This window comes from Sinomonas sp. ASV486 (assembly GCF_030908215.1).
Lineage (GTDB): Bacteria > Actinomycetota > Actinomycetes > Actinomycetales > Micrococcaceae > Sinomonas > Sinomonas puerhi.
This window is the reverse complement of record NZ_JAVFJK010000016.1, coordinates 25,969-48,076: the sequence shown is the minus strand read 5'-3', so window position 1 is coordinate 48,076 and position 22,108 is coordinate 25,969. Positions and strand designations below refer to the sequence as shown.

Genomic DNA, 22,108 nt, shown 5'->3' with positions numbered 1-22,108 from the left:
TATATGGCCATTTTCACCCGTAATGGCGGGGATTTGTATATTCAATTCTAGGAATATATGAGCCCAGGTTGGGCATCTTTCGACAGGGACTTTCGGATTCTGGGTCGAAGAAAACGAGAATCCGAAAGATTCGCTGGGGGGTTGACGTCGCGTAGAAGACCGATCTAACTTCAACCCGGAAGTTCAGAAATGAACCTCCACCGCCGGCAGGGGGCGCACTTTCACGGGGCGCAAGAAGGCGGAGATCTCCGCGGACCGCGGGTTGACTACGTCAGCTGCGGTCGTCGTCGAAGTGCCAGTGGACGTCTCACCACTGGTCGCCGACACACGTACACCACCTTCATGTGTTCTGTGTTCTGTGTCTGACGATGCCTGAGCATCGTCCCGGCGATCGGTGACGTCTGATGAGATGGTCCGTGCTGTGGAAGGGGCCGAAGCGGCTCACTGCCGCGCTGGCCGCTTTTGCCATGGCACTTGCCGTCGCGACACCCGCCGGCGCATCGACCCTCGCGAGGGCCCAGGGTGGCCCCTGGGCCGTGAGCCCAGCGCAGGTGGCAAACCATCAAGACGCGGCGTCACTGCCCGCGGTTCCCGTCACGACAGCGATCACGCTCGCGGACATCCAGGCCGTCTACGGCGCTGCCGCGGGCCTGTGGCCCGGGCACGACGTGAGCGCCGCGACCTTTGCAGTCGCCCCGCTCGGCGGGACGGCTCTCGCCGTCACGAACGGAACCGCCATCACGGTGAGCCCGACGGCGGCCGGCTGGGGCTGGAGCGTCGGAACGGTCGCCACGAACCGGATGGACCTCCAGACGGTGATCGCCCACGAGCTCGGCCACGTGCTCGGCCTGGTCGACCTCGAGGGCGGTTCGGATCTCATGAGCCGGGTGCTCAACCCCGGAGAGCGGCGGACGGTGACGACCGAGGCCTTCCCGGCTCCGGCGGCTGCGCCGGCGCCCGCTCCGGCTACGACGACGACCTCGACGCCGTCGACCACGACGACCGCTACGGCACCGGCATCGACCGCGACGACGTCCACGGCTCCAGCCGCGGCGGCGGCCGCTCCGGCTGCGACGACCTCGACGCCGTTGACCACGACGACCGACCCGACCGCCACGGCTCCGGCCGCGACCACTGCCACAGCTCCGGCCGCGACGACTGATCCGACGGCGACCACCGCGGCACCGACGACTACGGCGGCGCCGTCGACTGCGACGACGACGACGGCCCCGGCCGCGACGACGACGACGGCCCCGGCCGCGACGACGACGACGGCCCCGGCCGCGACGACGACGACCACGGCTCCGGCCGCGACCACGGCACCGACGGGCCCGTCGTCGACCTCGTCCACGGCGTCGACCCCCACCTCGGCCACCGCGCCGGCGACGACCACTTCGGTCTCGCCGGTATCGCCGTCGCCGTGGGCGCTGCAGATGACCTCGACGTCGTCGACGCTCGCGTTCCACGCGGATGGAACGGTCACGTTCGAGGGCCAGGCCCGGCAGCTGTCGACGATCTCGGGCATCTCGGTCATGGGCACCGCCGGGAACGACACGCTCCTGGTGGACCGCGGCACCGTCAACCCGCACATCACGGTCAGCTTCGACGGCGGTCCGGGGTTCGACACCCTGGCCACGGCGGGCACGGTGACGAGCTCGCGCTCAGTGGCCGTGAACTCCTCGACCGGAACGCTCTACCTTGACGCGACGACGATCAACTACACGGACATCGAGCCGATCATCGCCGGCGGGACGGCGGCGGACGTGGTCTTCACCCTCAGCGGCGGCGACGACCAGGCCACTTTGACCCAGGCCGGATCGACCCTGACGCTCGCGAGCACCAACAGCACATTCGAGCTCACGACGTTCACGGCGCCGACCGGGTCGTTGACCATCGACGGCGGGGCGGGCTGGGACTCGATCGTCCTGAGCGGCCCGATTTCGCTCGGCACGGCGGCCCTGACGATCCACGCCGAGAAGATCACGCTCGCCTCTGGGACCGTCCTGACCGCCGGAACCGTCCTCCTCGACGCGGCCGACACCATCACGGGCGGCCCGCGCAACCCGCTGAGCGATCCGCGCAGCTGCGTGACCCTCGCGACGCACTGCGGAGACGTCGAGGTCACCCTCCAGGACAGCCAGGTCACCTCCGGCGGGTTCACCGCCCAGGCGGCAGCCAGCGTCAGCCCCGACGCCACCAGCGCGACGGCCTACGCGGTCAACGTCTCCTCGAAGGCCCTCGTCTCGCTCCTCGGCACGACCCAGATCGCCGCGACTGGCGACGTGGTCCTCTCGGCGGCCTCGACCGTCGGCCCCGTGACCCTGGTCAAGAACTACGGCGACGCGGCCATCGTCTCCTCGGACGCCGAGGTCACGATCGGCGGCTCGGCCGTGGTCAAGGCGAGCGGCAAGACCACGGTGGGCTCGACGTCGAAGGTCGACGTCGCCGCTACGCCGGGCTCCGCTGGGAAGAGCGAGGGCTCGGCCGACTCGAGCGGCGCCGCGGCCAAGGACGCCGCAGTCGCGATCATCACGGTGAGCACGACGGCGGTCAGCAAGGTCACGAACACAGCGCACCTCGAGGTCACCGGCGACCTCTCCCTCACAGCAACGAACCACGCGGGCCTGACCGGCACCGGCGACGCGAGCGCTGCGACGTCCGGCGCCGGCATCGCGGTCGTGAACCTCAACCAGACGACGCAGGCGATCATCGACTCGACGAGCACGGCGCCTACCAAGGCCGCGAACATCACCCTCACCTCGAACGCGGACGGTGCCAACGCGGCGTCGGCCAAGGCGAGCCCCGGCGGCTCGACCGCGAACGACAAGCCCGTCAACGACTCCTCCAGGGCGAACGGCCAGGCCAACACCGCCGACGGCTCCATCGGCCTCGCGGGAGCCCTCGCGGTGAGCGTGTTCACGGCTCTCACGCAGGCGGTCGTCCAGGCGGCCCAGGTCGTGACCGGGGCGCTCAAGCTCTTCACCACCTCGCAGGCCACCTCGAGCGCCACGGGCGATGGGAGCACGACGGCGAGCGGCGCGCTCGGCGTGGGTGTCGGCGTCGGCGTTGACGTCGCGAATGTGACGACAGAGGCATACATCTCGGGCGCGACGATCCAGGCGACGTCCGTGACGATCGAGTCGGATGAGACCCGCACGGGCGGCTCGGGCTTCACCTCTAGCGCGACCTCGGGTGCCACGAACAATTCGGGCGGCGTCGGAGCGGCCGGCTCGTTCGCCCTCACGCTCGTCAATGGCAAGACCCTCGCCGAGGTCCGCGGCGCGGGCAACGCGCTGACCGGATCTCCGACCGTGGCCCTCAAGGCCACCGGGAAGCACGTCAACTCCGCCAACGCCAACGCTGCGCAGAACGGCGGCGCCACAGGCATCGGGGCCTCGATCGCCCTGGGCATCATCGACTCGATCGTCGCGGCCCGCCTGATGCAGAACGCAGTGCTCGCTGGCGCCGGTGCACTGGCCCTGACCGCGACCGGCAGCGATGCGACGACCACGTCGGCGACCGGCGGCGCGGCGGGCGGATCGAATGCCTCGCTCATGGGCGTCGTCGCTATCACGATCTCCAACGTTCAGACGATCGCCTCGCTCCTGACAGGCCCGGCGATCACCCTCGCCGGCGCGCTGACCGGGTCGGCGACGCAGGCGGCGTCGGCCATCACCACTGCGACCGGCAGCACGACGGCGGGCGCCGGGGCCACCCTTGCCGCTGGCATCAGCTTCGCGCTCACCGCGGCTCAGCACAGTGTCGACTCCTCGATCGGCCGAGCCACGACCGCCGGCGGGGACGTCGCGATGAGCGCCGACGGCACGTCGACGACGTCCACGACGTCGACAGCTTCCGCGGCTGGCGCCCAGGGCGGCGCGACGAGCAGCCCGACGAGCACCGACTCCTCCGGCAAGACCGCGAACCAGAAGGCCGACTCGCAGCTCGCGTTCGCGGGCGGCAAGTCTGCCGGCGGCACCTCCTCCTCAACGACTCCTGCGGCCACCGACTCGAGCGGCAACAGTGTCACCGTCGCTGCGGCGATCGCCTTCAACCTCGTGACGTCCTCCTCGACCTCCGAGCTCGCCCCGGCCACAACCCTCTCGACTCCCGGCAAGGTGAGCTTCGCGTCCGCCAACACTACGACCGCCCAGGCCACGGCCGACGGCTCGGCGTCGGGCGGGACAGGCCCGACGATCGGCGCGGCCATCGCGATCAACAAGGCGACGATCGTCAATGAGGCATCCACGGGGGCCGGCGCATCCGTCACGGCCACCGGCCTCAACCTCACTGCTGTGAACCATGCCGATGCCTCGGCCCCGACCACGCCGCTGGCCCACAGCACGGGCGCCACGGCGAAGTCAGGCGCGAGCGGAGCGGGAAGCAACGTGGGCGTCGCGGGCTCGTTCGCCCTGAACATCGCCAACCTGTCCACCACCGCCGCCATACACGCGGCGACTGCGACGCCGACCGATCCCCTCGGCGGAATCAGCCTCGGAGGTGCGGGCAACGCGGCGGCGACCGCCGGCTCCTCGTCCGCGAACGGCGCGTCTGCGACGGCCTCCCAGTCCACGGGCGGCAGCGGCGGAACCTTCGGCATGGGCGCATCCATCGGCCTGAACCTCGTTACGGACCAGGTTTTCGCGGGCGTCGACCGGCTCTCGCTCGGCACCCGCGGACCCCCACTGGCCGGAGTCAAGGACTTCACCATCCAGGCGACCAACAGCGATACGCTGACGACTGCGATCGAAGGTGGAGCAGGAGGAGCGAACATCTCGCTCGCCCCCGCCATAGCGATCTCGCTCGCGAACGTATCGACCACCGCCGGAATCGGCGGAGCGGACCCCAGCCTCGGCACGACTGCCCTCGCCGGCACCGTCTCTGCCACCGCCGACCAGACCACCACGGTCACCACCACCGCCAAGGGCGCCGCGACCGCCGCGTCAGGCGGGACCCTCGCGCTGGGCATCGCGCTCGCCCTCGCCGTCGTCGATTCCTCGTCCTCGGCCCCGCTCGACCGCACGCTCTCCGCAGCGTCCGCGGCGTTCACGGCCCACCACACGGAGGTGACCACCACGACCGGCACGGCAAGCGCGGCCGGCGCCCAGGGCGAGAGCTCCGACACGTCGGGCAAGGACGTCAACGGCAAGGCGGACGCGGCCCTCGGCGACGCGAAGACCAAGCAGACCGCGAACGGCGGCAGGGCCACCTCGACGAGCGCGACCCCGAAGACGACCGTCGACAAGACCTCGGGCGGCTCGGGGAGCATCAGCGTCGCCGCCGCGATAGCCATCAGCGTGGTGGGGGTAAGCACGACGGCGCAGCTCGCCACGGGCATGACGCTCACCACGACGGGCGCCGCCGCGTTCGCCGCCGACACGAACGCCGACTCGGTCACCGAGGCCAAGGGCGATGCGATGTCGCCGTCGTCGGTCGGCATCGCTGCCGCCGTCGCGATCAACAAGGTCACGGTCACCACCCAGGCGCTCGTCCCGGCAGGGGCTACAGTCAACGCGGGCTCACTCGCCCTGTCCGCGACCGAGCGCGTTGTGCCGGTCTCCGGCGGCGCCACGGACAGCGTCAACACGCTCTCCGCCAAGGCGACCTCGGGCGCGACCGCCGGCAGCGACATCGGCCTCGCCGGCTCGTTCGCTCTCAATCTGGTCAATGTCGTGACGCAGGCCCAGGTCCTCGGGACCGCCGCCCTCACGGTCAACGGCGCCGTTACCGGCGCTACTGGCGACGTGACCCTCACAGCCGGCCAGGCCACGGAGAACACCGCTTCGGCCGCGGCGAAGACGGACAGCAGCGGCGGGGCCTCGGGCATCGGCGCCTCGATCTCACTGAACCTCATCAACGACGACACGATGGCTGGCATTGCCGCCGGTGCGGCCATTACCGGGGCGCACCAGCTCAACGGAACGGCGAACGGCAGCGACAAGGCCACGACGTCGTCCGCCGGTGGAGCTGCCGCGACCGGCTCGGGCACCCTCGCTCTGGCGGCTTCGCTGGCCCTCACGATCAGCAGCGTCTCGACGACGGCGTCCGTCGGCTCGGGTGCCGCGACGACCCTCAGCGCCGGAGCCGCCCTCCACGCCACGCAGACCGCAACGGTCACAGCCACAGCGAACGGCGCGGCACAGGGCGGCAAGACCCTCGCACTCGGGCTCTCGCTTGCCTTGACGATCGCGAACCACGCCGTGGACTCGTCCCTGAACCGGGGGCTGAGCGCGGGCGGGGACGTCACGTTCTGGGCTGAGGGCACCTCGCAGGTCTCGGATTCCTCGACGGCCACTGCTGCCGGTGCGCAGGGGCAGGGCTCGACCGGGACGGACTCCTCGGGCAAGGACGTCAACGGAAAGGCCGACACGGCCTCGGGCACCGCTGCCGGGCTGCAGAACGCGAACAGCACCAAGACCACCGCCGCACCCACATCGCCCAAGGCGACCACGGACAAGGGCGGCTCCGGCGGCGGGTCCGGGACGATCTCGGTCGCTGCGGCGATCGCGGTGACGCTCTCGACGCACACGGTGACGTCCCAGATCGGCGCAGGCCTGACCCTGACCACAACCGGGAAAGCCTCGTTTACCGCGGACGCGAACACGGACGCGAAGGCCGTCGCGGACGGCTCGGCTACATCCTCGTCCGGCATCGGGATCGGCGCGGCGGTCGCGATCAACCTGGCCAACGCCACGGTCCTCGCCGCCGTGCCCGCCGGTGCGACGGTGAACGCGGGCTCTCTCGTCCTCTCGGCGACCGAGCGGTCCGTGCCGGTCTCCGGCGGCGGTACCGACAGCGTCAACACGTTCGACGCCGAGGCGACCTCGGGCGCGACGGCGGGCTCGAGCATCGGCCTGGCGGGCTCGCTCGCGCTGAACCTGGCCAACGTCACGGTCAGCGCGCAGCTGTCCGGCACTGCTGTTCTGCCTACCACTGGCGACGCTGGCTTCACGGCCGGATCCGCAACGGAGAACACCGCCAAGGCGACCGCCGCGACCAACATCTCGGGCGGGACGCTGGGCCTCGGGGCGTCCGTGTCCCTGAACCTCATCAACGACACGGTGACCGCGGGTCTCGCGGCGGGCTCGACCCTCACGGGCGGCCGCGCCGTCGTGATCTCCGCGGTGAACAGCGACAAGGCGACCACGGCCGCTGAGGGCGGCGCCGCGGCGACCGGGCAGACCACGGCGTCCCTCGCGGCGTCCCTCGCCCTGACTATCAGCGAGGTCTCCACGACGGCGAGCATCCTCTCCGGCCAGGCACTGAACCTCGCTGGCGGGATCACCGCGCACGCCGACCAGACCGCCACCGTCACCGGCAGCGCGAAGGGCGCGGCCACCGGCGGGAGCTCGCTCACGGTCGGCCTTTCCCTGGCCCTGACGATCGCCGACCACACCGTGGACTCCTCGCTGAGCCGTCCGACGACGGCGGGCGGGGACGTCACGTTCTGGGCCGAGGGCACCTCGCAGGTCTCCGATTCCTCGACGGCCAGCGCTGCGGGCGCCGAGGGCCAGAGCTCGACCGGTACGGATTCCACAGGCAAGGACGTCAACGGCAAGGCCGATACCTCGCTCGGCACGGGCAAGGGCCTCCAGTCCGCCAACAGCGGCGGGAAGACGACCTCGAGCTCGTCCACGCCGAAGGCGACGACGGACAAGGGCGGCTCCGGCGGCGGGTCCGGTTCGGTGTCGGTTGCGGCGGCGGTTGCGGTGACGCTCTCGACGCACACGGTAACGTCGCAGCTCAGCGCAGGCCTGACCCTGACCACGACCGGTAAGGCGTCCTTCACCGCGGACGCGAACACGGACGCGAAGGCCGTGGCGGACGGCTCGGCGACCTCGACCGGCATCGGGATCGGCGCGGCCGTAGCGATCAACCTGGCCAACGCCACGGTCCTCGCCGCCGTGCCCGCCGGTGCGACGGTGAACGCGGGCTCTCTCGTCCTCTCGGCGACCGAGCGGTCCGTGCCGATCTCGGGCGGCGGCACCGACAGCGTCAACACGTTCGACGCCGAGGCGACCTCGGGCGCGACGGCGGGCGGAAGCCTCGGCCTGGCGGGCTCGTTCGCGCTGAACCTCGTCAACGTGACGGTGGGCGCGCAGCTGACGGGCACCGCGGTCCTTCCGGCAGCCGGGGATTCGTCCTTCACCGCTGGTTCGTCGACGGAGAACACCGCCAAGGCCACGGCGAAGACCACGGGCGGCACGACGGCCGGCCTCGGGGCCTCGGTGGCCCTGAACCTCATCAACGACGCGGTGGCCGCGGGCCTCGCGGCGGGCTCAACGCTCACGGGTGGCCGCGCCGTCGTGATCACCGCGGTGAACAGTGACAAGGCGACAACTACCGCGGAGGGCGGCGCCGCCGCGCCGTCCGGGTCGTCGCTGTCTCTGGCCGGTGCCCTCGCCCTGACCATCAGCGAGGTCTCCACGACGGCGAGCATCCTCTCCGGCCCGGCACTGAACCTCGCCGGCGGGATCACCGCGCACGCGGACCAGACCGCGACCGTCACCGGCAGCGCCAAGGGCGCGGCCACCGGCGGCACCGTGGTCCTGGGACTCTCCCTCGCTCTGGCGATCGCCGACCACACCGTGGACTCCTCCCTCTATCGGAACACCACGGCCGGTGGCAGCGTCTCGTTCGCCGCGGACGGGACGTCCCAGGTGTCCTCCTCCGCGACAGCCAGCGCGGTCGGTGTCGAGGGGCAGTCGTCGACGTCGTCCGGGTCGACGGATTCCTCGGGCAAGGACGTCAACGGCAAGGCCGACACCTCGCTCGGCACGGCCAAGGGCCTCCAGTCCGCCAACAGCGGGGGGAAGACGACGTCGTCGTCCGCGACCCCGAGCACCAAGCAGGACTCTGGCGGTTCCAACGTGACGGTCGCTGCCGCCGTCGCGATCAACCTCGTGACGTCCACGACGACGGCGCTGCTCGCCCCGGGCGTTTCCCTCACCGTGAACAACGGGGGCACCGCGAGCTTTACGACCACGAACAACACCGACGCCTCCGCCACCGCCGACGGCTCGGCCAGCAACAGCTCGAGCGTGGGCATCGGGGCCGCGGTCGCGATCAACCTGGTGAAGGTCCGCAACGAGGCGAGCATCGGCGTCGGCTCCCAGCTCTCGGCCGCTGGCCTCACCCTCAGCGCGACGACGCGGACCCTCGGGTCTGGTCCGACCGCCGACACTCAGCACACGTTCACGGCCAGCGCCACGGCTGGCGCCGCGAACACGAGCGGAACGCTCGGACTTGCCGGCGCGCTCGCGCTCAACGTCGTCAACCTCACGACCCTCGCCACTGTCCACGCAGACCCGACCACCACGCTCCCCGCAGGGCCGGCCGGCAATGTCGCCCTCGCCGGCGGCGCGGCGGGCATGACCGCCGGATCGAGCTCGAACAGCACCACGAAGGCCTCGGCGAAGCAGTCCGGCTCCGGCACGGTCGGCATCGGAGCGTCCGTGGGCATCAACCTCGTCAACGACACCGTGTACGCGGGCATCGACCAGGTCGCCGACCCGACCCGCGGGCCCCCGCTCACCGGCGCCGGAAGCGTCACGATCACCGCTACGACCACCAGCGTGATCGACAACGAGGTCGATGCGGGCGGCAAGGGCGGCAGCGTGACCGTCACCCCCGCGATCGCCGTGACCATCGCGACGCTGCGCACGAGCGCTTCCCTGGGCGCCAGTGCGAGCACTCTCACCGCCAGCGGCGCCGTCGCTGCCACCGCGACACAGAATGCCACCACCACGACCATCGCCAAGGGCGACACGACCGTCGGCTCCTCCGCCGGGTTCGGCATCTCCCTCGCACTCGCCATCGTTGACGACGGCGTCGACTCGGGCACCGCGCGCAGCGTCACTGCGACCGGCGGCGCGGTCTCCTTCCAGGCCTTCGGGACCTCCGTCACCACGACGAGCGCCGAAGCGGCCGCCGAGGGCGCCGAGGGCCAGACGACCTCCTCCGCGAGCGGCAAGGACTCCTCCGGCACGGACGTCAACGGCAAGGCCGACTCGAAGCTCGGCGCAGCCAAGCAGACGCAGTCCGACAACAGCGGCGGCAAGACCACCGGGACGTCGTCGACTCCGAAGGCCGCGAGCAACGACAACGGCGGAGCCTCGGTCTCCGTAGCGGCCGCAGTGGCCATCAACGTGGTCACGACCTCCTCCAGTGCCTGGTTCGCCAACGGCGTCGCGATCTCCTCCGGCGCAGTGGTGACGCTCAAGGCCACCGCGGACACCGACGCCCGCGCGAGCGCCCGCGGCGACACGACGGCGGACGCGAGCGTCGGCATCGGCGCCGGTGTCTCGGTCAACAAGGTGGACATCACCAACACCGCCCTCACCGGCACAGCGACGATCACGGGTACGGGCCTGGTCCTCTCGGCCGGTATGTCCAGCGGAGGCTCGGGCGACGTCCTGCGGGTCTGGAACGCCGCCGACGGCGCGTGGAAGACCATCGACTCCGGCAAGCAGCTCCCCGGCCCGTCGGACGGCGACCTCGCCGCGGCGAAGGCCTCGACGAGCTCGAACAACGCGGGCATCTACAAGTACGACGGCGCCAACGCCAAGTGGGTCCTCCAGACCGACGCCGGGTCCTCGATCGCCTCCGGGGCCACGTTCCCGGCGAGCCCGGCCGCGAGCCAGCTCTTCGTGCTGGCGGCGCCCAAGGACGGCCACCCGACGGGCAGCGTGTGGCAGTGGAACGGCAGCGCGTGGGTGTTCGTGACGAAGGACGCCTACGACGACTTCGACTCGCTGCCGGCCGACAAGATCGAGAAGGACACGCTCTTCCAGCTCACGGCTCAGGACGGCGCGAACGCCCCCGGCATCTACAAGCGCACAGCCACCCACACGTGGACCGTCACGACGATCACCGTGACCGACGGCGACCACCTCCCCGCGGCCCCGACGGATGGCCAGGTCTTCCGCCTCTGGGAGCACGAGGTCACCGCCACTGCATACGCGGGCGTCGGCAAGGCGACATCGGTCGGCGTGGCCGGCGCCCTCGCGATCAACATCGTCACCGAGCACACCGCCGCACTGCTGCAGACGGGCGCCTCCGCGACGCTGACCACCGCGGACGATTCGATCACGGCGCTGGCGAACTCCTACGACCTCGCCAAGGCCACATCCAAGGCCGAGGTCGGCTCCGCGACGGGCGTCGGCGCGTCCGTGGCCCTCACGGCCCTGCCCGACAACACGGTCCGGGCCGGCGCGCAGGACGGCGCGACCCTGACCGGCGGAACGTCCCTCACGATCGACGCGATGGGCTTCCGCGAACTGCCCACGACCGCCGAGGGAGGCACCTCGGGCGGCACCGCGGTGACCCCCGTCGTCGCCCTTGTCGTGAGCGTCGGCGACACGGTCGAGGCCCGCCTCGGCACCCCGGCGTCCAGCGGGCCCGGCTACACGGCCTCGGCCGGCGGCAGCGGCGCCGTCGTCGTCCACGCGACCCACGTGAACCGGATCATGACCGAGGGCAACGCCGAGGCCGCCGGCAAGAGCACCGCCGTGGGCATCGACGTGTCCGTCAACGCGGTGGTCAGCTGGAGCACGACGGCGACCATCGCCAGGAATGTCACCGCGGCCTCCGTGGACGTGCTCGCCTCCTCGGAGATGACCAGCGAGGCGAAGTCTGTTGCGAGCGCGAAGGGCTCGAGCGATTCCGAGAGCCAGAGCGGCGACTCGAAAGCCAACGAGCAGGCCAATGGCAGTAACCCCAACACGCAGTCGACCAAGTCCTCAACGGCGGGCATGCCCTCGTCCTCGGGCGGCACGAGCGGTTCCAACGGCGCCACGGGAGCGAACAGCCAGTCCGGCTCGAACTCCGGCAGCTCGGGCGGCGGCACCGGAGTCGCGGCGGCGATCGGCGTCAACTGGGTTATGGCGACGACCACGGGCAGCATCGCCCCGAACGTCACCGTCATCGCGACCATGGGGGCCGTGAGCGTCCAGGGCCTCATGCTGGCCGAGGCCACCGCGCGCGGAACAGGCAGTGCGATCGACCTGCAGAAGGACACGGGCGTCGGCGCCGCGATCGGCCTCAACGTCCAGATCCTCACCACGACGGCGTCGATCGGAGCCGGCGCCCACGTCACCGGTCAGACCGGCGTGACCGTCGTCGCAGGAACGCCTGGCGCGGGGACGCCGGGAGCGAAGCACAACACGTTCGTCATCTGGGGCATGTCCGCCGGTGCCGGCAACAACACCGCAGGCGTCGCGGCGTCGGCCGCCGTCCAGATCCTCCTGCTGACCACGACGGCGTCGGTCGGCGTGGGTGCCGCGCTCTCCGCACCGGCGGGCGGCATCACCGTCTCCGCGGCGGACGCGATCATCTACCAGAACATCGCCCTCTCGGGCGGGTTCTCGAAGGGCAACGGCACCGCGATCGGCGGTGCGATCGCTGTGAACTACTTCGAGGTCACGACCAAGGCGTTCGTCGATTCGACGCCCGGGACGACGACGTCCCTCGACGCCTCCGGTGCCATCTCGGTGGCCGCGTCGGCGAGCCTCGCCGGCCAGGAGCCCGAGACGCCGCTCAAGGGCAAGATCACCCTCCCGTCTGTCACGAACGTCGCGGCCGGCGGCGGCGCCAGCAGCGGCGGCGCGGCCGTGTCTGGTTCCTTCATCATCCAGATTTTCTCGATCGACACGCAGGCCTACCTCGGAGCCGGAACGAAGGTCAACCAGACGATCGGCCTCGGCGGTTCCGGTCAGACGCTCACGGTCAAGGCCACGAGCGGCCTGACGCTCATCGACTTCGCCGGCGCACTCTCGCTGTCGAAGAGCTCGGCGGCCGTGGGGCTGACCGTCATCGTGGACGTGTTCAACATCAACGTCCTCGCGAAGGTCGGCGACGGCGCGCTCGTCACCGCGGGCGGGTCTGTCACCGTGGACGCCGAGTCGGTCGAGTCGATGACCGAGGTGTCCGTGGCCGGGGGCGCATCCGCCAGTTCCGCCGCAGTCTCCGGCGCGGTCGTCGTCGTCGTGCTCAACCAGGGCGGCTCGAACCCCAAGGTGGCCGCGGCCATCGGGTCCAGCGCTTCCGTGACCGGTCAGGGCGGCGTCGCCGTCACGGCGTCGAAGACCGGGACCGTGAACCTCGCTGCCGGCAACATCGCGATCGGCGGTGGCTCCGCCGGCGTCGGCGCCTCTGCGGTGGTCGTGGTGCGCGACTCGACCGTCGAGGCATCCATCGGTGCCAGCACCACGGTCCACGCGGGCGCCGCGGGCCTGCTCGTCTCGGCGACCCAGGACGCGGACTACCTCTACCTCGCCGTGGGCGGCGCGGGCGGCAACTCGGCCGGCGTGGCGGGCTCCGTCGTCGTCAACGTCACGAGCGACACGACCAAGGCTCACATCGATGCCACCTCGACCGTCACACTGGGCACGTCGACTGCCGTGTATGCGAAGGACACGACCACGATCCTGAGCCTGGCAGGAGTGCTGACCGTGGGCGGCACAGCCGGCGTCGGCGTGGGCGTCGACGTAGAGGTGCTCACCAAGGACACCGAGGCCTGGATCGGCCATGGAACGACGATCGCCGGCTCGGGCAACCTGAGTGTCGACGCGGTCTCGAGCGAGAAGCTCACGTCCATCTCCGTGGGCGGCGGCTTCGCAGGTACGGCGGCCGTCAATGTCAATGCGGCCGTGCCTGCCGTCACGGTGACCACAAAGGCGTACCTCGAAGACGGGGCATCCTCGGTCGACGGGGTCACCGCCACGATGGGCGGCACGGCGCGTGTGAGTGCGAACGAGTCGCTCAGCCTCAACGTGATCGCGGGCAACATCTCCGCGGCCGGCACCGCCGCGGTCGGTGCGGCCGTCGCCGTGCCTGTGGTGTTCAAGGAGACGCACGCGTGGATCGGCAACTACGCGAAGGTCAGCGGCGCAGGCGCGACAGGGCTCGATGTCGCGAGCGGCTCCTACACCGTCACGCCGCACGATCCGCGATTCTCCCAGGCCGATGTGGTCGGTGCGGTCATCCATGTCGACAGCCACGGGTTCGCGGACGGCGACCAGGTCCAGTACGACGCCGGGTACGGCACCCCGTTCGCGCAGCTCGTCCAAGGCGGCCAGTACTACGTCAAGGTGACCGACCCGAACCACTTCGAACTGTTCGCTGCCGCAGACCTGAGCGGGTCGCCGATCGCGCTCACGGGTGGGACGGGCGAGAGCCACCGCCTGTTCAAGACCTCCGAGGCGAACGTCACCCAGGACAAGACGCCGCGGTTCAACCCGGACAACGCTGTGGACCTGGTCGGCAACCGCATCAGGCTGCCCTATGCCCTCGGCACGATCAGCAACAATGATGCGGTCGTCTACAGCTCGGGCGGCGGCACCCCGATCGGCGGGCTGGTCGACGGCGGAACCTACTACTACAAGGACCTCGGAAGCGGCTGGTTCCAGCTCCTCGACAAGCCCTCAGACAAGGGCGGGACGGTTATCACCCTCGGTGCAGGCTGGACCGGCAGGTCCCACAGCCTGGTGAGGCAGGGCGACGCCCCCGCTGGCGACGCGACCGCGATGGGCCCGCGCGACATCTCGCAGGGCACGACGCCGGGCTTCCGCGGCGTCGCGGTGACCGCCACCAACTCCGACAGCATCGGAGCCTTCGGCATCGGCCTCGGATTCGCCGGCACTGCAGCTGTCACGCTCGCCGGGTCGGTCGCAGTCGTCACCGTGCACACGTCCGCACACATCGGCGCGAACGCGCAGGTCAACTGCGGTGCCACCTGCGCCTCCAACGTCGCCGGCGCTGACGCGGGCCAGTCCGTCCAGGTCTCCGCAGCCAACCAGTTCTACCAGCTCGGCATCGCCGCCACGGTGGCGATCGGCGGCACGGCGGGCGTCTCGATCCCGGTCGCGGTCCGCGTCGTCAGACTCGACACCTTCGCATACATCGGCACCGGCACTGCGGTCAACGCACGGAACACGATTGCCGTCACTGCAGACGGTAAGGACACGGTGCTCTCGTTCGCCGTCGGCGCGGGCGGCGGCACGGTCGGCGTGGCAGGCACCGTTGCGGTCACGGTGCTGACCGTCCACACCTTCGCATGCACCGGAACCCCCGGGGGGCCGGACCCGTTCGCCTGCACGGGCAACGGGGCGGCCCTCGCCGCGGGCAACAATGTGGTCGTCGCCGCGAACGACTCGACAAAGCTCCTCCTCATCACCGTCGCCCTCGCAGGTGGATACGTAGGCATTGGCGCGGCTGTGGGCGTCGCGACCCTCGACAAGCAGGTGCGGGCCTACCTCGGAGCGGGCAGCGTGGTCGACGCGTTGGCCCAGGGCACCCCGGTGCCCGGCGTTCCGAACGGCACGCTCGGCGGATCGCAGTCCTTCTCCGGCGTCATCGTCCACGCGGGCTCGAGTGAGAACGTCTTCGGTCTCGTCCCGGCGATCGGCGGCGGGTTCGTCGGCGTGGCCGGCGGAGTCCAGGTCACCCTCCTGACGACCTCGACTGTTGCCTCCGTCGGTGGGTACAGCCAGATCAACACCGCTCCGGGCGCGTCGGCTTCGCAGGGTGTGAGCGTCACGGCGACGGACGACTTCAAGTCGCTCACCATCGCCGGCGGCGCTGCCGGCGGATTCGTCGGAGTGTCCGGCGGTGTCGACATCGGCACAGCCAACAGCTCGGTCCTGGCCCACATCGACGGTCCGTCGACCGTCAAGGCCATGGGAAGCGTGGAGGTCTACGCGCTCTCGACCAAGGAGGTCAGCACGTTCGCTGTGAGCCTGAGCATCGGCGCGGTCGGCGTCGCTGCGTCGGTGTCCGTCTGGAGCATCGGCACAACCCCGGTCACGGCCTACCAGGACAGCAACGGCGGCAACAACCGCGGACCATGGGACGGCACGAAGTCCTACGCGAAGGGCGACGTGGTCACCTTCGGCACCAACCAGTACACGGCCACCGACGACATCTCTGCGGGCGGCAGCAACCCGACGATCGACACAGCCCACTGGCGTGGCCCGTCCAATGCGACGAGCGGCGACGCCGGCAACAGCGTCACATCAGCGGGCAGCACGGCCCAGGGCGGCGGCGCGGGCGGCTTCCAGAACCACACGCTCGACGGCACGACAGCGGGCTCCGCGAACGCGTGGAGCAGCGCCGTGAACTACAACAGCGGTCAGCTCGTCAGCTACAACGGCAGCACCTACTCCGCCACCGCGGACATCGCGTCCGGCGGACTCGACCCCGCCCACAACTCTGCATGGCGCCTCAACGCTGGTACGGAGTCGTCGACGAACGCACGCCTGTCCGCGCGGCTCTCGGCTGCGAACGCCAAGATTGCCGCCGCAGCACCTACGACGAACCTCGGCACCGCGGCGCTGAGCACGTCCCCGACCGGAGGCACTGCCGCGACGATCGACGCGACCGTGATCGCGGGCGGACACGTCAATGTGTGGGCCATCGACCGGCTGCATGTGCTCGGCGTCGCCGGCGCCGGAGCGGCCGGCCTCGGAGGCCTGGGCGTTTCGATCCTCGTACTCAACGTCAACAGCGCGACCAACGCTGGGATCGGCGGGACGGCGACCATCCAGGCGGGGTCCGGCGCCGGCGGCAACGTGAGCGTCAAGGCCCGGATGGACGACGAGACGGTCACCGGCGTCGGATTCGTCGGCGCCGCCGGCGCGGTGGCGATCGGCGCCCAGGTCGTGGTCATCAATGACTCGAGCACCCAGAACGCGCACATCGACTCGAGCACGAGCGCGGTGACCCTCATCGGCACCGTCACGGGCCAGGGCGTCACGCAGGCTGGCGCTGGCATCGACGTCGCGGCCGACGCCAAGCGGACGGCGAACAGCTACGCGATCGGCATCGGCCTCGGCGCCGTGGCCGTGGGCGTCTCCGCCGCCGTCGTCAACGTCACGGGCGGGGCCAGCGCGACAGTGGGCAACATCGCCGTCGGAGCCTTCGGGCCCGTCGACCACCTCAACGTCTCGGTGAGCGACAACGCGACGAACGATCTCCTGGCCATCGCATTCCAGGCCGGTGTGGCGGGCGGCTTCGCCGGTGACCTCGCGTTCGTCACCCTCGGCGGCACCGCGACGGCATCCAGCGGCGCGCACGGGACGATCGGTGCGGGCGGCCTGAGCGTCACGGCGGACGGTGTCCACACGGCCGCGGCCAGGACTCTCAATGTCGCGACCGGCGTGCTCGCCGTCTCCGTGACGGTCGCCCGCGTGGTCAACTCCCGCTCGACCGAGGCCCTCGTCGGCCCGACGTCAGCGATCACCTTCAGCGCCCCGGCCCCGTTCCTGGTCAAGGCCACCGCGAGCAACTCCGCGACAGCCACGGCACCCGGCGGCGGCGCAGGCGGCGTCCAGGTCACGGCACTCCTCGCGTTCGCCACCGTCTCGGGACACACCACCGCGGAAGCCGACGGATCGGCGTCGAACGCCACCACGGTCACCGTCCAGGCGTTCGCAGACAACACGGCCACAGCGTCCTCCACCACGATCGGCGTCTCCGTCGTCGGCCTCTCCGGCGGCGTCGCGACCGCGGACATCACCTCGGACGCGAAGATCGAGGCGACGATCGGTGCGGGTGCCTCCCTCAGCGGCAGCGGCGCCGTCCTCATCGAGGCAGGCACCCGCAACGCTGGGAACAAGGCCACCGCGGCGGCGACCCTCGGCAGCCTCGGCGGCATCGCGGCCCTGAGCGTCATGGCGGCCGCCGCGCACGACAACTCCGCCGCGCGCGTGCGCGTCAACGGCTCCGTCACCACCACCTCGACCGCATCCACCCCCGGTACTGCGGCCATCGGCGTCCACGCCAACGGCACCAATCTGGCCACCGCAGACATCTTCGTGGTGACCGGAAGCCTGGGCTTCGCCGGCAACGGCAGCATGGCCTTCGCCGAGATCGGCTCCTCCGGCAAGGTTGAGGTCGTCGGCCAGTCCGGAGGCGAGCTCCATGCGGGTGGCCTCGTCGAGGTCACGGCGACCTCGAACAACCACGCCGAAGCAAGCACGGTCCTTGGGGCTGGCGGCTTTGCAGCCCTGGGCGTCTCGGTCCCGACAGCCAAGGTCGACGGCGGAACGAACATCCGCCTCGGCGGCACCTCGATCACGGGCACGGCGCTGACCGCGACGACCAAGAGCACGAACCTGGCCGAGGCGACCACCAAGGCCATCACGATGGGTGCTATCGCGGCGCAGATCGCCTCGGCGAAGGCCGAGATCGGGGCCAACGCGACCACCGAGGCGGGCATCGGCTCGGTGAACGTCGGGGCAGGTGCCGTCACGCTCAACGCGACCTCCTTCGACACCGCGACGGCCGAGTCCGGCGGGGCCTCCGGCGCGGGCCTGTCGGTCCAGGTCTTCACCCCCGAGGCCCAGATCCACGGCTCCACGCGGGCCTACGTCGCCGCGGGAAGCACCGTCGTGGCCGGCTCACTCACAGCCCTCGCGAACGCTACCCCCAAGGCCACGGGCACAGCCAAGATGCTCGGCCTGGCCCTCCTCAGCGGAACGGGAGCGACGCCGGTCGCGAACGTCGACGGCACGACCGAGGTCTACATCGGCGGCGGCAGCACCGTCTCGCTCGGCACGGGCGCGGCGGACCTTGAGGCGACACGGAACGGGTCCGCGACGGTGACGAACATCGACATCGCGATCGCGGCCGTCTCGATCGCCTTTGTCGACCTCGAGGCAACCACAGCGGGCACGATCGCCGCGCACGTCGACGACGGCGCGGCCCTCACCGCCGGCACCCTCATCCTCCACGCGGGCGGCACGAGCACACCGACGGCCACGAACGCCCCGCCGTCCGGCTCGAACATCACTGTCGGTCTGGCCTCGGGTGCTTTCATCACGACCCACGCGACCGACTCGACCACGGTGGCAGCCTACGTCGGGCCGGACGGCGCGGCCGCCGACGCGAGCCACCCCGCAACCGTGACAGTCAGCGGCACCGGAACCGCGGCGTCGGTCATCGCGAGCCTCACCTCCGCTCCCCGGGCAGTCACCGACATGGTCAGCGTGGGCCTCGGCTTCAACCTCGTGATCGTCACCGAGACGACCACGTCGGCCCCGACAGTCAAGGCCTTCCTTGGCGGCTCAGCCAGGGTCATCGCGAGCGCGGGTGCCGTCGAGTTCGTCTCCTCCGCGAACGCGACCGCGATCGCCGACGGCCGAGGCATCGGCATCGCCGGCGGCTTCAGCGCGGGCGCCACGTCGGCGACCTCCGACTTCCGTCCGACGCTGACGGCCTACACGGTCGGCGGCGGCGAGCTCCACGGTACCGGCGTGACCGTGACCGCACGGCTCAACGTCGACTCGACCGGTGCACCGATCCGGCCGTCCGTGACGCTCGCCGGCGACTCCACGCCGTCGACCGTCGACCCGGCCTTCGCCAGGGTCCGCCTGACCGGCATCGCGGTAGGCGCGGCCGTGACGGCCGCGAGCTCGACGGCGACCAGCACACCCGAGGTCGCCACGACCGTCGGGTCCGGCACCCAACTGACCGGGCCGGGCTGGGTCAATGTCACCAGTGTCGCCTTCAACGCCGCAACGGCGGAGGCCCGCTCGCTCTCGGCCGGCATCGTCGCCGGCATCGGCCTCGCCCAGCCGACCGCGGAGGCGGGCGGCCACGTCAAGACCGACTTCAACGGAACAGCCTCCAGCGTCACGGCCGTCACGATCGGCTCGACCGTCGACTCCTCGGCCATCGTGCACGGTCGGGCTGCCGCGGGCGGCCTCGGCGCCGGCATCGTCGCGGGAACGTACCAGGCGACGACGGACATGGGCGTCTCCACAGGCGTCGGCGGCGCGGTGAGCGCCTTGGGCGACGTGACCGTCCAGTCCGTGGAGCGGAACTCCACGATCGCGGACTACAGTGCGGTCGCGTTCGGAGGCTTCGGCGCCGCGGGCATCTCGACCGTCAGGGCCACCGACTCGTCCTCGGTCGCCGCGGGAGTCACCGGCAGCATCACGAGCGGCGGAACCCTCTCCCTCCTCGCGTACCACAACTTCGACGGCAGCAACTTCCTCACCGACCACCTCGTCGACGCGTCGGGCAGCGCGCTCACGGTGGCGATCGGCCTCGCGATCTCGAGCAACAACCTCTACGCGAAGGCCGCTTCGAGCACGACGGCGACCCTCGCCTCGGGCGGCACGCTCGCTGCGCCGGGCGGCGTGATCGACATCCGGGCGGTGAGCGGAAACTTCGCCAAGTCCAAGCTCAAGAACGCCAACGGCGCGATCCTGAACGTGTCTGTCGACTCGAACCCGGACGCCGAGGCCTCGGGTACCACGACCGCCTCCGTGCTCGGCAACGTGCGCGTGTTCGACGGCGTGAACAGCACCCCGGGCGCGTCGTCGCTGAAGGTTCTCGCCAAGGGCAACGACACGGCGGTCGCGGGCATGGACGAGAGCGGCGGCGGCCTCCTGTCGGTGACGAACTCGACGTCCACGAGCCACGGCATACCGAGCGTCGGCGTGATCCTGGGCGGCTCGACGTCGGTCATCCGGGTCAGCGGCGACATCAGCGCCCAGTCCGTGGGCCTGAGCGATTCGGACGCGAGCACGTCGAGCGCGACCGGCGGCGCGATCAACGTGACCAAGTTCAGCGCGACCGCGACCCTGTCCCCCAACTCGACAGCGTCCGTCACGGGTGGGGCCAGCATCAAGGCGACCGGCGCGATCAGCCTCGACGCGTCCGCGAACCCGCCGCTCCCGCCGGCCTCGGACGGCACGTTCAACGCAGCCACGGGGGTCTCCGATGCCGCGAACACGATCACGTTCACGGCGAACCACAACGCCACCACAGGCGACGTGGTCACGTACGACGCCCAGGGCAACCTCGTGATCCCAGGCCTTCTCGACGGGCAGCAGTACTCGGTGATCGTCACTGGCGCGCAGAGCCTGCAGCTCGGCGCCGTGTTCACAGGCGCGAACGTGCAGGCCGACACGGATGTGATCGACTTCGGCGTCCGCGAGCACCACCTCCACGAGGGCGACATCGTCTGGTACTCGGCCGTTCCGCTCGGTGCCTCGGGCGTGACCTCGGACGTGGGCGGCCTGACGAACAACACGCGGTACCGGGTCCACGTGCTTGACGCCTACCGGATCAAGCTCCAGCCGATCGGGTTCACCCAAGCCAGCGTCTCGGTCAACGCGACGAGCATCAATGCCAGCACGGGTGCGATCACGGTCTCGAACGGCTTCCATGACGGCGACTTCGTCACGTACTACCAGCCGAACACCGCGGCGACATTCAGCTCGGGCCAGGTCAACGTGGTCTGGGACGGCGGCGCGAAGAAGTGGGTCACCGCGACGGGCAACGACGCCAATGACGTCTACTTCGCGGCCGAGGACCCGAGCAACCCGGGGAACTTCCTCGACATGGGCTTCTCGACCGGGACACGCGTCTACTACGCCCCGCATTCGGGCAGCACGATCGGCATCTCCGCCGGCTACTACTACCTGATCCGGGTCAACGGCCAGGAGTACAAGTTCGCCGACTCGCTCTGCCACGCGACGGGCCTCGCCGGAGACTGCGGCACCTCGACCAATCAGGCCCAGGTCGCACTCACGCTCACCCCGGACACGTCGACGGCCGGCAAGGCCGTGGTGCAGCAGCTGTGGCGTGCCCCCAACGCGCCGATCGGCGGCCTTCAGGACGGTCACGGGTACTACGTGGTCGGCTGCGGCGGGGCATGCACGTCGTCGTTCAAGCTCTCCGACACCCTCGGCGGTGCCGCGAAGACGTACTCGATCGTCTCGGGCCAGACCGGCGGCCTCCACACGTTCGCCCGTGACGGCATCAACCTGTCCGTACCGACGCTCCCTGCGGGCGTCACGAGTGCGGGCAACCTCGTCTACACGCTCATCGAGGACATCGCGCCGGCCAGCGGGACCCAGAAGCTGCACGGCATCGGCGAGAACATCCCGTTCGGTGCCACGAGTGGCGACCAGATCGTCTCCGCCTCGGCCACGGGCGGTGGCGGGGGAGCGATCTCCGTCTCGACGGCGGTCTCCCTCGCCGAGGTCCTCTCGACCCTCAGCGCGACCGTGGGCAACGGCGCGATGCTCGACGGTGGCACCGTTTCGGTCACGACCCACGGCATCGTCTCGGGCAAGACCGTCTCCTCGAACGACAG

The 22,108-nt window shown here is 70.7% G+C and carries 2 protein-coding genes (1 of these 2 cut by a window edge); one reads left to right on the top strand and one right to left on the bottom strand.

What is annotated here, in order from left to right:
• Positions 1 to 631 precede the first annotated feature (631 nt).
• Positions 632 to 1,483, bottom strand: coding sequence for a hypothetical protein (locus RBS60_RS18685; protein WP_307959053.1), 852 nt, complete (start codon positions 1,481 to 1,483; stop codon positions 632 to 634).
• Between RBS60_RS18685 and RBS60_RS18680 the strand changes: the two genes are divergently transcribed.
• Positions 1,434 to 22,108 carry the 5' portion of a hypothetical protein gene (locus RBS60_RS18680; RefSeq protein ID WP_307959052.1) on the top strand. 15,004 nt of this gene lie beyond the right edge of the window, so the window shows 20,675 of its 35,679 coding nt (coding positions 1–20,675); its start codon is at positions 1,434 to 1,436; its stop codon lies off the right edge, out of view. The genes RBS60_RS18685 and RBS60_RS18680 overlap by 50 nt on opposite strands.